We start from the raw sequence: 15,844 nt of genomic DNA, 5'->3' as shown, positions 1-15,844 counted from the left end.
GCTGATTAATGATTATCCAGTTCGACTTTTACCCCCTGCTGCACCAGAAGTTCTATCTCTGTTCCTGAGTGTTGATAAACATCATACTTTTCACCGCCAACGGTTATTACACCAGTTATCTGTTTCCAGTCTCCCATATCAGAACCGTCTTTGAGTAAATCAGAAAGAGTAATAATGTCGGTACTTTCACCTTTTAATAGAGCCAGCTTTTTATCGTCTTCAATAAATTGGCCTTCAACAGCATGATCAAGTAAATGATCCAGATTCAGAACTGCTTGTAGGGTACCTGCTCGCAACTCCTCAAATGATTCATCAATTTTTTCCTCGACCAAGATCGTTTTAATATCAATAAGTGCTGATAGCCCATTTACATTTTCATCAGACATCAAATTAACATCTTCAAAAGCTAGCTGTTGATTATCCTCAACTAAACACTTCATTTTAACATTATCAAAACCAATTCCAGCTATTTCATTGACCTGCTGAATCTCCACAAATTTAATTGGGGTCCCGCTATAAGTGACATTTATGAGAGTATGATTACCCGAGACTGGAACCTCCTTTATAAGGTTGTGATTTTCATCATAAAATCTGACATATACAGAAGGTACCCCATTATGTCCCGCAGGTGGGTTCACATGTAATAAATCTATTGAAAAATCTGTTGCTAAATAATCAAGCTTAAATCCTGTTGTTGCATTAACCGGAGTGCTGGGGTTACCACTTGAGGTCCCCGTAACTAAAATTCTCGTCGGAACACCTCCCACATCTGCTACCTGGAGGTATTGGTTAGTTATGTCTATTGTAAAGCCATTGAATTGACGTCCAATAGACACCCGACCTTGAGCACTATTGTTAAAGTCTTCTAAAAATTCTTTTTCGACAATATCGGGCCCAATGGCTACACTCCAACTATCTGATTTAGCATTATTTCCCGCTTTATCTACCGATATAACGCTAAATGTATGATTACCATTATTTAGTGCAGGCGATGGCGTAAAGCTCCATGAACCATCCGCGCCCGCTGTCACCGAACCCAGTTTGGTGCTGCCATCATAAATGGTCACCACACTGTTGGCTTCCGCCTTGCCTGACAGCGTCGGCGTGGTGTCATCGGTTTTACCGCCGTTAGCCACGTTACCGGTTTTGCTGCCGGCGTTGTCATACACCGTATCGATGGTCGGGGTACTGATCACTGTATCAACGGTGATATCCTAGGTCACAGCCTCACCGCTGCTGTTGCCAGCGCTATCACTGGCTTTGGCGCTGATGTGATGCAGTCCGTCCGACAGGTCACTGGCCGGGATGAAGCTCCAGTTACCGCTGCCATTGGCGCGGGTGCTGCCCACCGCTTTGCCGTCGATGTAGATGGTTACCAGGCTGTTGACCTCGGCGGTGCCGTTGATGGTTGGCCGCTTGTCGTCAGTGAAGCCATTTTTATCGATGTTGCCCTTAATGCTGCCGATATCATCTTCAATGGTGACAATGACCGGTGCGTTCGGTGCCACGGTGTCTACGGTAATGTTCCACGCCGCGGTCTGGCCGCTGGTGTTGCCCGCGGTATCGGTGGCGGTGGCGGTAATGCGGTGCAGACCATCGGCCAGATCGCTGCCCGGGGTAAAGCTCCAGTTACCGCTGCCATCGGTGCGTACGGTACCGGCAGGCGTACCGTCGATGTATACGGTAACGGTGCTGTTGGCCTCGGCGGTGCCGCTGATGGTCGGCCGCTTATCATCGGTAATGCCGTTGTTCAGCACATCACCGGTGATGCTGCCGGCGTCATCGTAGACGCGTACAATCGCTGGCAGGTTCGGCGCTACGGTATCAACGGTTATCGCCCACGGCTGGGTTGGGTAGCTGGTGTTACCGGCCGCGTCGGTGGCAGTGACGGTGAACTCATAGCGTCCATCAGCCAGATCGCTGCCCGGCGTAAAGCTCCAGTTGCCGCTGGCATCAGCTTTCACCGAGCCTACTGCAACTTCACCAATGTAAATGGTCACCAGGCTGTCACGCTCGGCGGTGCCATTCAGCGTTGGCCGCTTATCATCGGTCGTGCCGTCGCGCTGAATCGGGCCGGTCACGCTGCCAACGTTATCCATAATGCTGGTGAGCACTACCGGATTCGGCGCCTGGGTATCGACAATCACCGGCCAGACGTCAGACGGTGCCGAGCTGTTGCCCACCGGATCGGTCATCACCACGGTGAAGTTGTGCGTACCATCGTTAAGCGGCGTAGTCGGGGTAAAGCTCCAGCGCCCGTCGTTGCCAACGGTTGCTTCACCAATCGGCGTACCGTTATCGATGATGGTGACCTTATCACCTGGCGTACCGCGGCCGGACAGAGTTGGTGTGGTGTCATCGGTATAGCCGCCTTTGCCAATTGGTCCCTGAACCGTGCCGACGTCGTCGCTGACGGAGTCAATCACGCCCTTGTTCGGCGCGGTGATGTCAATCAGCAGATCGAACTGACTGGTTGGCTCACTTTCGCCGTGTGCTTCCGTGGTCGCCGTCACGGTCAGGGCGTGCGAACCTTCGCTGAGCGCTGTGCCCGGCGTGAAGTTCCACTGGCCCTGCGCGTTAGCGCTTACCTGACCAATCAGCTTGCCGTTGTCATAAATTTTCACCAGCGCGTTCGGCGTCGCGGTGCCGTACAGCGTTGGCGTGGTGTCATCGGTGGCCTGACCGGAACTCAGATCGCCTCTGACACTGCCAGCGTTGTCTTCCACGCGGGTCAGCGCTATCACCACCGCAGAAGTGTCGACGGTAAAGTCAATCGCCCCGCCAATCGGGCCCTGGTTACCGGCGAGATCGACCGGCTGCGCGGTGAAGCTGTGCTTGCCATCCGTCAGCGGCGTGCCCGGGGTAAACGTCCAGTTACCGCTGTCATCGGCGACCACTCTGCCCAGCTCTTTGCCGTTGTCGCGCACAATTACCGTAGCGCCCGGCTCAGTTTTACCGCTAAAGGTCGGCGTGGCATCGTCGGTGGTCTCGCCGCTGCGAATCGGCCCCTGTACCTGGCCGACATCATCCGTCAGTACCGGATTGATGATGTTGCCTGGCGCCGTGGTATCCACTTCAATCGGATAGACGCCGGTTTCCGGGCTGACGTTGCCGGCAGCATTGGTGGAAGTCGCGCTGATGTTATGCACGCCGTCACGCAGATCGCTGGCTGGCGTATAGCTCCAGTTACCGTTGGCGTCTGCCGTTACCGTGCCCAGCTTAATGCCGTCTGCATAAAGCGTAACGAGGCTGTTCGGCTGTGCGGTACCGTTAATGGTTGGTCGTGCATCGTCGGTGACGCTTCCCTTCTGCACCAGGCCCTGAATGTCTCCTACGTTATCCATTACGCTGGTAATCGCCGGCGCATTCGGCACACCGCCGCTGATCAGGCCAAACTCAAACTTGTCTGACGACTCGCTGACGTTACCAGCGGCATCTACCGCTTCCGCTGTCAGCGCATGGGCACCGTTGGCCAGCGGTAACGGTGGCTCGAAGCTCCAGTTGCCTTTGCCGTCAGTGCGGGTTGAGCCTATCAGCACGCCATTGTCATAAATATTCACCAGACTGTCGGCTTCAGCGGTACCGCGTACCGTCGGTGTCGCATCATCAGTGGTGTCGCCTGCAGCGATTGGTCCACGGCGATCGCCCTGATCGTCATACACTTCAGTGATCGCTGGCTTATTCGGTGCCTGCGTATCCACATTCACTACATAAGGATCCGACGGCTTACTGCTGTTGCCCGCCGGGTCGGTGATCACGGTTTCAAATTTGTGCTCACCGTCGTTGAGCGGAGTTTCCGGCGTGAAGGTCCACTTGCCATTCTCGCCAATTACCGCGCTGCCGATGGTTTCACCGTTATCGATGATGGTTACCACGTCGCCCGGTTTACCGCCGCCAGTCAGCGTTGGCGTGGTATCGTCAGTCGCGCCGCCGTTGTCCACGGTGCCCTGTTCCGTACCCACGTCATCACGGACATCCTCGATGCCAGCGTTGTTCGGCGCCGTGATATCAATAGTGATATCGAAGGCGGCTGTGGCCTCACTCTCGCCGTGTGCCGGCGTGGTGGCGGTCGCCGTCAGGCTGTGCGGCCCTTCGCTCAGCGCAACGCCAGGCGTAAAGCTCCAGCTGCCGTCTTTGGCTGCCACCGTGCTGCCAATCAGCTGGCCATTGTCGTAAATTTTCACCAGCGCGTTGCCGGTTGCGGTGCCTTTCAGGGTCGGCGTGGTGTCATCTGTCACCTGACCGGACGTGAGATTACCGGTAATGCTGCCCGCATCGTCATACACCTGAGTGATAGCAATCACCACTTTGGAGGTGTCTACGGTGAAGTCAATGGCGTCAGTTTCCGGCCCTTTGTTACCGGCCTTATCCACCGGCTGAACGGTAAAGCTGTGGTCGCCATCCGCCAGCGGCTGATCCGGCGTGAAGCTCCAGTTACCGTCTTTATCAGCTACCGCGCGACCCAGTTCATTACCGTTATCGCGCACGATTACCGTGGCGCCCGGCTCGGTTTTACCTTTAAAGGTGGGCGTCGCGTCATCGGTGATGTCGCCGCTGTTAATCGGACCCTGCACCAGGCCAACGTCGTCAATCAGCTGATTACCTTTGCTGGCTTCTGGCGCGGAGGTATCGATATCAATTGGATACGCCCCGGTTTCCGGACTGATATTACCGGCCGCGTTAGTGGCGGTAGCGGTGATGTTGCGCACACCATCCGCCAAATCGCTGTCCGGCGTAAATGACCAGTTCCCGGCGCCATCGGCCTGGGTGCTGCCCACAGCTTTGCCATCAACCAGCAGCGTAACGATGCTGCCCGGCTGGGCGGTACCGTTGATGGTCGGACGCGCGTCGTCGGTCAGACCGCCTTTCTGGATTGCACCCTGAATGTCACCTACGTTGTCCATCACGCCAGTGATAGCCGGTGCCGTTGGCTTACCGCCGGCTGCCAGCGAGAAGTCAAACTTCTCTGATGGCTCGCTAGCGTTGCCCGCCGCGTCGATCGCTTCCACGGTTAGCGAGTGTGCGCCGTTAACCAGCGGTTTGCCCGGTTCGAAGCGCCAGTTGCCCTGCCCGTCAGCGCGCACGCTACCGATCAGTTCACCGTTGTCATAAATCTTCACCAGGCTGTTGGCTTCCGCAGTGCCCTTCACGGTAGGAATGCTGTCATCGGTGGTATCACCGGATTTCAGCGCACCGGTGCGATCGCCCTGGTCATCAAACACTTCGGTAATCGCTGGCTTGTTCGGCGCCTGCGTATCAACAGTCACAATGTACGGATCGGACGGCTGGCTGCTGTTGCCGGCCGGATCGGTGATCACGGTTTCAAATTTGTGCTCGCCGTCGTTGAGCGGGGTTTCCGGCGTGAAGGTCCACTTGCCATTCTCGCCAATTACCGCGCTGCCGATGGTTTCACCGTTGTCGATAATGGTCACCACATCGCCCGGCACGCCTTCGCCTACCAGCGTAGGCGTGGTGTCGTCAGTAATGCCACCGTTGTCGACCGGGCCCTGCACCGTGCCCACGTCATCCAGTACGCTATCAATACCGCCCACGACTGGCGGGGTCAGATCGATGGTGAGGTCAAAAGGTGACGACTCGGCGCTGGTTCCGGCGGCGTTTGTCGCGGTGGCCGTGAAGTGATGTTCACCTTCTGCCAGCGCAACATCTGGCGTAAAGCTCCACTCGCCTTTGTAGTTGGCTTTTGCGGAACCGATGAGCGTGCCGTTGTTATAGATATGAATCAGTGCGTCTGGCGTCGCCGAACCGTTGAGGGTTGGCGTGGTGTCATCGCTGACCGCACCGCTGGTCAGGTTGCCCGTGACAGAACCCGCATCGTCATAAACGCTATTGATGGTCACCAGCACCGCAGAGGTATCGACAATGAAGTCAACTGGCTGGCTTTCCGTACCTTTATTACCGGCTTTATCAACTGGCTGCGCAGTGAAGCTGTGATCGCCATCCGCCAGCGGCTGGTCCGGCGTAAAGCGCCAGTTGCCGTCTTTACCGGCGACCGCGCTGCCAATCGGCTGGCCGTTGTCGCGGATAATAATGGTCGCACCCGGCTCGGTCACACCGCTGAAGGTTGGTTGCGCGTCATCCGTAGTGTCGCCGCTATTAATCGGCCCCTGAATGTCGCCAACGTCATCCGTCAGCTGATTATCGCTGCTGGCATCAGGCGCGGTGGTGTCAATCACAATCGGGTAGAGTCCGGTTGACGGGCTGATATTACCGGCCGCGTTGGTCGCGGTAGCACTCAGATTACGCAGCCCTTCGGCCAGGTCACTATCTGGCGTGAATGACCATTTGCCTGCGGCATCCGTCAGGGCGGTCCCCAGCACTTTGCCATCGGCATACACGGTGACTACGCTGTCCGGCTGCGCGGTACCGTTAATGGTAGGACGGACATCATCGGTCACGCCGCCTTTTTCAATTGCGCCCTGCACATCTCCGACGTTGTCCACTACGCCAGTGATCGCCGGTGCGGTCGGCGCGCCGCCGGCCTCCAGCATGAAGTCAAAGCTGTCGGACGGTTCGCTAATGTTACCGGCCGCATCAACTGCTTCCACAGTGAGTGAATGCGCACCGTTCAGCAGCGGTCGGGTTGGCGTGAATTCCCATTGGCCTTCAGCATTCGTGACAGCTGAACCCACCAGTTGGCCATTGTCATACAGGTTGACCAGGCTACCCGGCTCCGCTTCGCCGCGCACGGTCGGCTGGGCGTCATCCGTCACCTCACCCGGATTGAGTGCACCATGCTTATCACCTTGATTATCATATACTTCTTTAATTACAGGTTTTTCTGGCGCCTGCGTATCCACGATAATGGTGTAATCGTCAGACGGTGAGGATTCATTACCTGCCGGATCTGTCACGATGATGCCGATATTGTGTTCGCCGTCTTCCAGCGGCTCTTCCGGGGTAAATTCCCACTTGCCGTCGTCACCGATCACGGTGCTGCCGATTGGATTACCGTTGTCGATGATAGTCACTACGTCACCCGGTGTGCCGCCACCGCCGATGGTCGGCTGCGTGTCGTCGGTTGATTCGCCGTTTTCGATCGGCCCGGTTTCGTTACCGACATCGTCAATGATATCGCCGATTTCCGGTTTCACTGGTGGGGTGGTATCCACGATGACAGTGTAAGGATCGGATGGTTCGCTGGTGTTACCCGCCGGATCGGTGATTACGGTTTCAAACTTGTGTTCACCGTCGTTGAGTGGCGTTTCTGGCGTGAATTCCCACTTGCCGTCATCACCGATGACGGTACTACCGATGGTTTCGCCGTTATCAATAATGGTCACCACGTCACCCGGCGTGCCGCCACCAACCAGCGTTGGCGTGCTGTCATCAGTCACCTCGCCGCTTTCAACGGGTCCCTGAACGCTACCTACGTCATCCTGCACCTCGTCAATGCCGTCATTGCCTGGGGCAGTGATATCAATGATCAGATCAAACGGTGCGGTCGGTGCGCTGACGCCATTGGCTTCGGTCGTCGCCGTGGCAGTAAAGCTGTGTTCGCCTTCATTCAGCGGCTCCGCTGGTGTAAATGACCATTCACCCTTGTAATTTGCCAGCGCGGAGCCAATCAGCTCACCGTTGTCATAAATATGGATCAGCGCACCTGGCGTCGCTGAACCATTGATGGTCGGCGTAGCATCGTTAGTCACGCCACCTTTTTGCACGTAGCCAGCTTCGCCTGCGTCGTCATAGACGTTGATAATCGTCACTTCAACACCAGAGGTATCGACGATGAAGTCGACTGGCGCGCTTTCTTCACCTTTGTTACCGGCGTTATCTACCGGTTGCGCAGAAAAGCTGTGATCGCCTTCGGCCAGCGGTTGTTCCGGGGTGAATGTCCAGTTACCGTCTTTGTCCGCGACAACGCGGCCAATTTCTTCACCGTTATCACGGATAATCACCACAGCGCCCGGCTCAGTTTTACCGTCAAAGGTAGGTGTGGCATCATCAGTGGTATCGCCACTGTTAATCGGGCCCTGAATCGCGCCGACATCATCAGTCAGGGTGTTGTCGCCGCTATTTTCTGGCGGGGTAGTGTCAATGATAATCGGATACACGCCGGTCTGCGGACTGATGTTGCCCGCCGCATCGGTAGCAGTAGCGGACAGCTGATGTTCACCTTCAGCCAGGTCCACTTCCGGTGTAAAGCGCCAGCGGCCGTTTTCATCAGCGGTGGTGGTGCCCAGCAGCACATCACCGTCATAAACGGAAACGGTATAGCCTGGCTGCGCCGTGCCATGCACGGTTGGGCGGGTGTCATCGGTGACACCGTTTTTCGCGACGTTGCCCTGAATATCACCCACATCGTCCAGCACACCAATAATCGCCGGCGCGCTTGGCACACCACCGGTGATCAGGGTGAAATCAAAGCTGTCAGACGTTTCGCTGACGTTACCCGCCGCGTCAGTTGCTTCTGCCGTGAGAGAGTGTCCGCCATTGCTGAGCGGTTTGTTCGGAGTAAATTCCCAGTTGCCTGCGGCGTCTGCACGCGCGGAGCCAATCAGCACGCCATTGTCATACAGGTTAACAATGCTGCCAGCTTCAGCCTCGCCTTTTATGGTCGGGAGCGCATCATCGGTCGTATCGCCCGGCTGCAGTTCACCCTGCTGTTCACCCTGATTGTCGATAACCGCAACAATGCGCGGCTTATCCGGTGCCTGGGTATCGACAATAATGGTGTAATCATCTGAAGGTGCAGACTCGTTGCCGACCGGATCGGTGATGATGATACCGATGTTGTGCTCACCCTCTTCCAGGGGCTGTTCTGGCGTAAACTCCCACTTGCCGTCATCACCCACGACAGTGCTGCCAATCGGCTTGCCGTCATCAATAATGGTTACCACGTCGCCAGGCGTGCCGCCGCCGCCGATGGTAGGTGTCCTGTCGTCGGTGCTACCGCCGTTGTCTACCGGTCCGACAATGCTACCCACGTTGTCAGTGACTTCACCAATGCCCGGATTTACCGGTGCCTGCGTATCAATAGTGATGATGTGAGGAGCAGAGGGCAGGCCGATATTACCGGCACGGTCGGCAGCAACCACGGTGAATGCGTGCTCACCATCAGCCAGTGCCGTTGCAGGGGTGAAGGTCCAGTTGCCGTTGGCATCAGTCAGTGCTTCACCGATTTTTTCACCGTTGTCGTAGATCGATACGGTACTGTACGGTTCCGCTTTGCCGGAGAGGGTCGGCGTATTGTCATCGGTGGCCTCGCCGTTGCCAATCAACCCGGTGAGCGAACCGTGATCGTCGAATACGCTGTCCAGCGTAGCCTGTGCTGGCGCTTTGAGATCGATAATTAGCTCAAACGGTTCGGAAGGCTGGCTGGTGTTACCCTTACCGTCGCGTTCAATCACCGTAAAGCTATGGTCGCCTTCAGCCAGCGCCGTGCCTGGCGTAAATGTCCAGTTACCGTCCTGATCAACAATGGCTTCACCAATTTTTGTGCCGTTATCCCAGATCTCAACAGTATTACCAGGATTGGTGCCAGTGCCGCTCAGAGTTGGCGTCGCGTCATCGGTATAGTCGCCGCTGGCCAGCGGTCCCTGAATTGCGCCCACGTTATCCGTCACCGCATCAATGGTTGCGCCTCGCGTGAATACCGGATCGGGCAGATTCCCGCCTTCACCCTCACCTGACTTACCGTGATCTTTTTTATTGTTGTGATAAATGATGCCAGCCGCTGCACCAATCGCGCTAAGTAAACCCAGACCCAACAGCATCGGGTTAATCAGACCATTTTCGGCAATCAGCAGATTATCCAGCCCCGGAACGGATTCTGAACCAAGCACCAGCGCCGAATAATCGCCGTCAGCAAGCGCTGCAGCTTCGTGATCATCACGCGCATCAGAGGCGATGTATTCATGGAAAGCGTTGTCTTCTGCTTTACCAACCAGCTGGCCGGGGTAGACAAAAAAATCCTCAATGATGAGGTCGGGTTTATCCAGATCGCCATCCTCCAGGATAACCCAGAGACTTTTGCCTACGCGCTTGACGGTGATGTTTTCAGGTGCAACACCCTTCTCACCTTCAGCAAGGATATATTTCCCATTGGCAATGGCTTTGATTTTTACCGGTTTTCCATTTTTACCGTTGCGAAGCACCTGCGCTTCGACAACCGTTTTTTTGTCTACAACGGCGACATTAACGGGGGTGGCGTTCATAATTTATATAGTCCATGTGTTTTAATAATCACGCTAAACAATAAGGTTAGCGTTGAGAAATTTCCCGGATGAGAGAGCACAATGAAAGCCCCATCCTTAACGCGGAAATAATATCAACAAGGACCGCACTTTCTTATTGAGACATGTCGCAAAACAAATTCAGACAAAAAATACAAATAATAAATTTTATCAATGACTTAAAAAAATAATAAGATTAATCTCTTAGGGGAAAAATCTTATATAGCCGGATGTTTATCAGTAATTTCACCCCTAAAAATAAAAACCATAAAAATAGCAATACTGACATCAAAAAAAATAACGGAAATATGCTTGATGGGTTGGCATAAGTCTGGAAGGAGTCAATTACCGGGCGGAAGACAGTAAAGATATGAGTTTTAACCAGTTAACTTATGGCTATGCACAATCCACGTTATGCATCGTCATGATATGAAATTATATGGCTTGCAGCGACGCGATGATTCACGCCGCTAAGCCATAGTGACTGCTTACGACAACGGCGGATAAATATCGAAACGGTGGCTTTTGGTCACCACCGCTGATTGGGTGGCGACGCCGGCCAGCGGCGGTGCGTAATCCGGGCGCTTCACCACGATGCGCTTCTTCGCCAGACGGCGCGCCGGTTCGAGCAGCGCATCGGCATCCTCGTCCGGCCCCACCAGCGACTGAAACACCCGCATCTCCTTCTTCACCAGCGCGCTTTTCTGCCGGTGCGGATACATCGGATCGAGATACACCACGTCCGGTGCCGGCGTAATATCACTCAGCGCCTGCTGGCTGACCACATGCAGCAGCGTCAGGCGCTCGCGCAGCCAGCCGCCGATCTCCGCATCTTCATAACCACGCCGCAAACCATCTTCCAGCAGCGCCGCGACCACCGGATGACGCTCCAGCATACGCACGCGACAGCCCAGCGCGGCCAGCACAAAGGCATCGCGCCCCAGTCCTGCCGTCGCATCCACCACGTCGGGCAGGTAATCCCCTTTGATGCCCACTGCTTTCGCCACCGCTTCGCCGCGTCCGCCGCCAAATTTGCGCCGGTGCGCCATCGCGCCGGAAACGAAATCGACAAAGATGCCGCCGAGCTTCGGCTCGTCCACTTTACGCAGCTCCAGATGCTGCGCTGTCAGCACCAGCGCCAGCGTGGCGCTGTCGTCCTGCTCCAGCCCCCAGCGCTGCGCCAAATGTAATAAGGCGCCGTCTCCGGCGCCTGTTTCATCCACTAAACCGATCTTCACAAGCAGGCTTATCCCTGAATTCCGTAGTGTTCCAGCATCGCATCCAGCTGCGGTTCACGGCCGCGGAAACGTTTGAACAGCTCCATCGGCTCTTCGGAACCGCCGCGCGTCAGGATGTTATCGAGGAACGACTGACCGGTCTGGCGGTTGAAGATGCCCTCTTCTTCGAAGCGCGAATACGCATCGGCAGCCAGCACGTCGGCCCACAGATAGCTGTAGTAACCCGCCGCGTAGCCACCGGCAAACACGTGGCTGAAGGCGTGCGGGAAGCGGCCCCACTCCGGGCTCGGCACCACGGCAACCTGCTTTTTCACTTCACGCAGGGTTTCGAGGATTTGCGCACCCTGCGCCGGATCAAACTCAGTATGCAGACGGAAATCGAACAGGCCGAACTCCAGCTGACGCAGAATGAACAGCGCCGCCTGATAATTTTTCGCCGCCAGCATTTTATCCAGCAGCGCTTTCGGCAGCGGCTCACCGGTTTCGTAATGGCCGGAGATGAACGCCAGAGCTTCCGGCTCCCAGCACCAGTTTTCCATAAACTGGCTCGGCAGCTCGACCGCGTCCCACGGCACGCCGTTGATGCCGGATACGCCCGGCGCTTCGATGCGCGTCAGCATGTGGTGCAGGCCGTGGCCGAACTCGTGGAACAGCGTGGTCACTTCATCATGAGTGAACAGCGCCGGTTTGCCCTGGACCGGGCGATTGAAGTTACAGGTCAGGTACGCCACCGGCTTCTGCAGGCTGCCATCGGCTTTACGCATCTGCCCGACGCAGTCATCCATCCACGCGCCGCCGCGCTTGTGCTCGCGCGCGTAAAGGTCGAGGTAGAAGCTGCCACGCAGCTCGCCGCTCTCGTCGAACAGGTCGAAGAAACGCACGTCCGGATGGTAAACATCCACGTCGGTACGCTCTTTGGCGGTGATGCCATAAATACGCTTCACCACTTCAAACAGGCCGTTTACCGCGCGTGATTCCGGGAAGTACGGACGCAGCTGTTCGTCGCTGATGGTGTACAGATGCTGTTTCTGCTTCTCGCCGTAATAGGTGAGATCCCACGGATTCATCTCGTCCACGCCAAACTCTTTTTTGGCGAAGGCACGCAGCTGCGCCAGCTCTTTTTCACCCTGCGGGCGCGCGCGTTTGGCGAGGTCGTTCAGGAAGTCGATCACCTGAGACGGGCTTTCCGCCATTTTGGTTGCCAGCGATTTGTCGGCGAACGAGTCAAAGCCCAGCAGCTCGGCCAGCTCGTGGCGCAGCGCCAGCTCTTCCGCCATGATTGGGCCATTGTCCCATTTACCGGCGTTCGGGCCCTGATCGGAGGCACGGGTGGAATAGGCGCGATACATCTCTTCACGCAGCGCGGCGTTGTCGCAGTAGGTCATCACCGGCAGATAGCTCGGGATATCCAGCGTCAGCAGCCAGCCTTCCTGCTGTTTGGCTTCCGCCTGCGCTTTGGCTGCGGCCAGTGCGCTCTCCGGCATTCCCGCCAGTTCAGCTTCGTCGGTGATCAGTTTGCTCCAGCCCATGGTGGCGTCCAGCACGTTGTTGCTGTAAGCCGATCCCAGCTCGGAGAGGCGCGCGGCGATCTCGCCATAGCGTTTCTGTTTCTGTTTATCGAGGCCGATACCGGACAGCTCAAAGTCGCGCAGGCTGTTATCCACCGCTTTCTTCTGCGCGGTATCCAGCTGTGCGTAGCTCTCGCCCTCACGCAGGTTGCGATACGCCTGATACAGGCCTTCGTGCTGACCCACCCAGGTGCTGTATTCGGACAGCAGCGGCAGCGTCTGCTCGTAGGCTTCGCGCAGTTCCGGGCTGTTTTTTACCGAGTTGAGATGGCTGACCGGCGAGAAGATGCGGCCCAGGCGATCGTCCACTTCCGCCAGCGGCTGGACTAAATTTTCCCAGGTGTAAGGCGCGCCCTGCGCCACTACGCGCTCCACCGCCGCGCGACAGTCGTTCAGCGCTTCAGTTACAGCGGGAACCACGTGCTCAGGTTTGATGGCGGAAAAAGGCGGTAGCGTAAAAGGCGTGAGTAACGGATTGGTCATAAGCGCAGTCCTTTCATCATGGAGTGGGGCCGCGCGCAGGGGCGCGACGCAATTTTACTAACATGCGGCCAGACGAGGGGAAAATCAATGCCACCCGCAAGGGCAGAGAGAAAAACGCGCGATGAATCGCGCCGCTACAATAAGTGCACGTATCAGTAGCGGCGCGATCTAGCGCGCAATGTTGAAAAAAAAGCCCGCCAGACGGCGGGCCAGAGGTTATTTGATGGTCAGCTGATAATGGATCACATCATACGGCGCGACCCACGGTGGCAGCGGCTCGCGCTCGTAAATATCTTTCGCCAGCGCCCAGCCTTCCACTGCGCCGCCTTTACCAGTCAGCGACATGCCTTCCTGCAACAGTGGCGGCAGGCTGTCGTTGAACGGCACCTGATCGTGCGAAAAATCGTTGATTACCTTGCCGCTCAGAGTGGTGACGCGGACACTGACCGCTGCCTGCTGGTCCGGCAGCAGTTTGCCTTTGACGCTTTTCACCGCAAACCACTGCATGCCGAGATCTTTCTTCAGCGCTTTACGCTTCGCCACTTTCTTGTCCAGCTGCGCGTAACCTTTTTCAATCAGTGCGTTCAGTCCTTTGCCAATGGAGGCCTGCATAGTGGCGTAACGGCGCGCCATCTCTTCGCCATCAAGTAGCGAATCACCGCTTTGCAGCTGGGTGGTTAAGCCGGCAATCAGCTGATCCATACTGATGCTGAGGCCGATGTCTTTGACCATCTGCAGCTGCACCACCGCATTGCTGGCGATGAACTGACCCAGCGTGTAGCCATCGCGTTCGGCATCGCTCTTCGGGGCAGAAAGTTTCGGCGCGGCGGCCGGTTGCTGCTTCGCCGCCTCCAGTTCCCGCGTCAGCTGCGCCAGGTTGTGCGCCTGCTGCTGTTTTTCGCTATCCAGCGCGGCGAGTTGTTTTTCACGCTCGGCCTGCTGCGTCTGCAGCGCGGTGAGCTTCTTCTCGCTTTCCGTCTGCTGTGACTGTAACGCTTTCAGCTGTTTGTCGCTTGCAGTCTGCTGCGCGGCCAGTTTTTGGGCGCTCTCAGCCTGTTGCGCGCTGAGCTGCTGTTTGGTTTCAGCCTGTAATGCCGCCAGCTTTTTATCGCTTTCCGCCTGCTGGGCGCTGAGCTGCTTTTTGCTCTCAGCCTGCAGCGCCGCCAGCGCCTTGTCGTTTTCTGCCTGTAGCGCCGCCAGTTTTTTGTCGTTCCCGGCCTGCTGGGCGCTGAGCTGTTTTTTGCTCTCAGCCTGCAACGCCGCCAGCGCTTTCTCGTTTTCGGCTTTCAGCGCTTTCAGCGCGTCGACGCTCTGGGTGGCCGCTGCGCGCGCGTCGCTGAGCTGTTTCGTCAGCTGGGCGCTGCCGGCGCTTTGCTGCTGCTGAGCCTCTTTCAGCGCCTGCTGCAGCGTGGCGATGTTTTTCTCCTGCTGCTGCTTCTCCGCGCTGAGCGCTGCCAGCTTTTTATCGTTCCCGGCCTGCTGGGCACTGAGCTGCTTTTTGCTCTCAGCCTGCAGCGCCGCCAGCGCTTTCTCGTTTTCGGCTTTCAGCGCTTTAAGCGCATCGGCGCTCTGGGTGGCCGCCGCGCGCGCGTCACTGAGCTGCTTCGTCAGCTGGGCGCTGCCGGCGCTTTGCTGCTGCTGTGCCTCTTTCAGCGCCTGCTGCAGCGTGGCGATATTTTTCTCCTGCTGCTGCTTCTCCGCGCTGAGCGCTGCCAGTTTTTTATCGTTCCCGGCCTGCCGGGCGCTGAGCTGCTTTTTGCTCTCTGCCTGCAGTGCCGCCAGCGCCTTGTCGTTTTCCGCTTTCAACGCTTTAAGCGCATCGGCGCTCTGGGTGGCCGCCGCGCGCGCGTCGCTGAGCTGTTTCGTCAGCTGGGCACTGCCGGCGCTTTGCTGCTGCTGTGCCTCTTTCAGCGCCTGCTGCAGCGTGGCGATGTTTTTCTCCTGCTGCTGCTTCTCCGCGCTGAGCGCTGCCAGTTTTTTGTCGCTGGCAGCCAGCTGCGCCTTTAACGCATCGTCCGCTTTCACCGCAGGTGCCGCAGACAGCTTTTCGAGTTCCGCCACGCGGAGGCGCAGACGCGTCAGTTCCGCACTGTGATCGGGCGCTGTTGCGGCTTTTTTCTCTGCCTTGCTGACGGTTTTCGCCGCCGGTTTAGCGGCCGGTTTTGCAGGTGGCTGTGGTTTTGCTGCCGGTGCCGGCGGCAGGGTGCGCGCTGCTTCGCTGAACGCGCGCAGCATGTCATCATCAGCCGCTGACGCGGCCTGTCCGGGTAGCAGTAAGGCCGCGCTAATCAGCACCGCCAGCAGATGACGCTGTGTCATCAAAACCTCCAGTCGCGGCTCCTTGCCGCTAAGAAACAAA

Annotated in this window: 5 protein-coding genes; all 5 read right to left on the bottom strand. The window is 56.9% G+C overall.

What is annotated here, in order from left to right; genetic code table 11:
- Positions 1 to 5: 5 nt before the first annotated feature.
- Positions 6 to 1,211 (bottom strand): Ig-like domain-containing protein, encoded by a 1,206-nt coding sequence (locus AC6I7J_RS01050; protein ID WP_498007198.1) that lies wholly within the window; start codon positions 1,209 to 1,211, stop codon positions 6 to 8.
- A 3-nt stretch (positions 1,212 to 1,214) separates the two neighbouring features.
- Positions 1,215 to 10,178, bottom strand: coding sequence for an Ig-like domain-containing protein (locus AC6I7J_RS01045; protein ID WP_498006553.1), 8,964 nt, complete (start codon positions 10,176 to 10,178; stop codon positions 1,215 to 1,217).
- Between the two features lie 506 nt (positions 10,179 to 10,684).
- Positions 10,685 to 11,434, bottom strand: coding sequence for a 16S rRNA (guanine(1516)-N(2))-methyltransferase RsmJ (gene rsmJ / locus AC6I7J_RS01040; RefSeq protein WP_021508104.1), 750 nt, complete (start codon positions 11,432 to 11,434; stop codon positions 10,685 to 10,687).
- Between the two features lie 8 nt (positions 11,435 to 11,442).
- Positions 11,443 to 13,485 (bottom strand): oligopeptidase A, encoded by a 2,043-nt coding sequence (prlC, locus tag AC6I7J_RS01035; protein ID WP_058775174.1) that lies wholly within the window; start codon positions 13,483 to 13,485, stop codon positions 11,443 to 11,445.
- Between the two features lie 216 nt (positions 13,486 to 13,701).
- A complete protein-coding gene (locus tag AC6I7J_RS01030; RefSeq protein WP_394517011.1) occupies positions 13,702 to 15,804 on the bottom strand; it encodes a hypothetical protein in 2,103 nt (700 codons plus the stop codon).
- Positions 15,805 to 15,844: the final 40 nt, after the last annotated feature.

It is taken from the genome of Type-C symbiont of Plautia stali (assembly GCF_059730935.1).
This window is presented reverse-complemented; position numbering and strand designations above follow the sequence as displayed.

Coding starts and splice junctions, on each gene's coding strand:
- AC6I7J_RS01045 (WP_498006553.1), bottom strand. CDS start 10,178: ATGAACGCCACCCCCGTTAATGTCGCCGTTGTAGACAAAAAAACGGTT.
- prlC (WP_058775174.1), bottom strand. CDS start 13,485: ATGACCAATCCGTTACTCACGCCTTTTACGCTACCGCCTTTTTCCGCC.
- AC6I7J_RS01030 (WP_394517011.1), bottom strand. CDS start 15,804: ATGACACAGCGTCATCTGCTGGCGGTGCTGATTAGCGCGGCCTTACTG.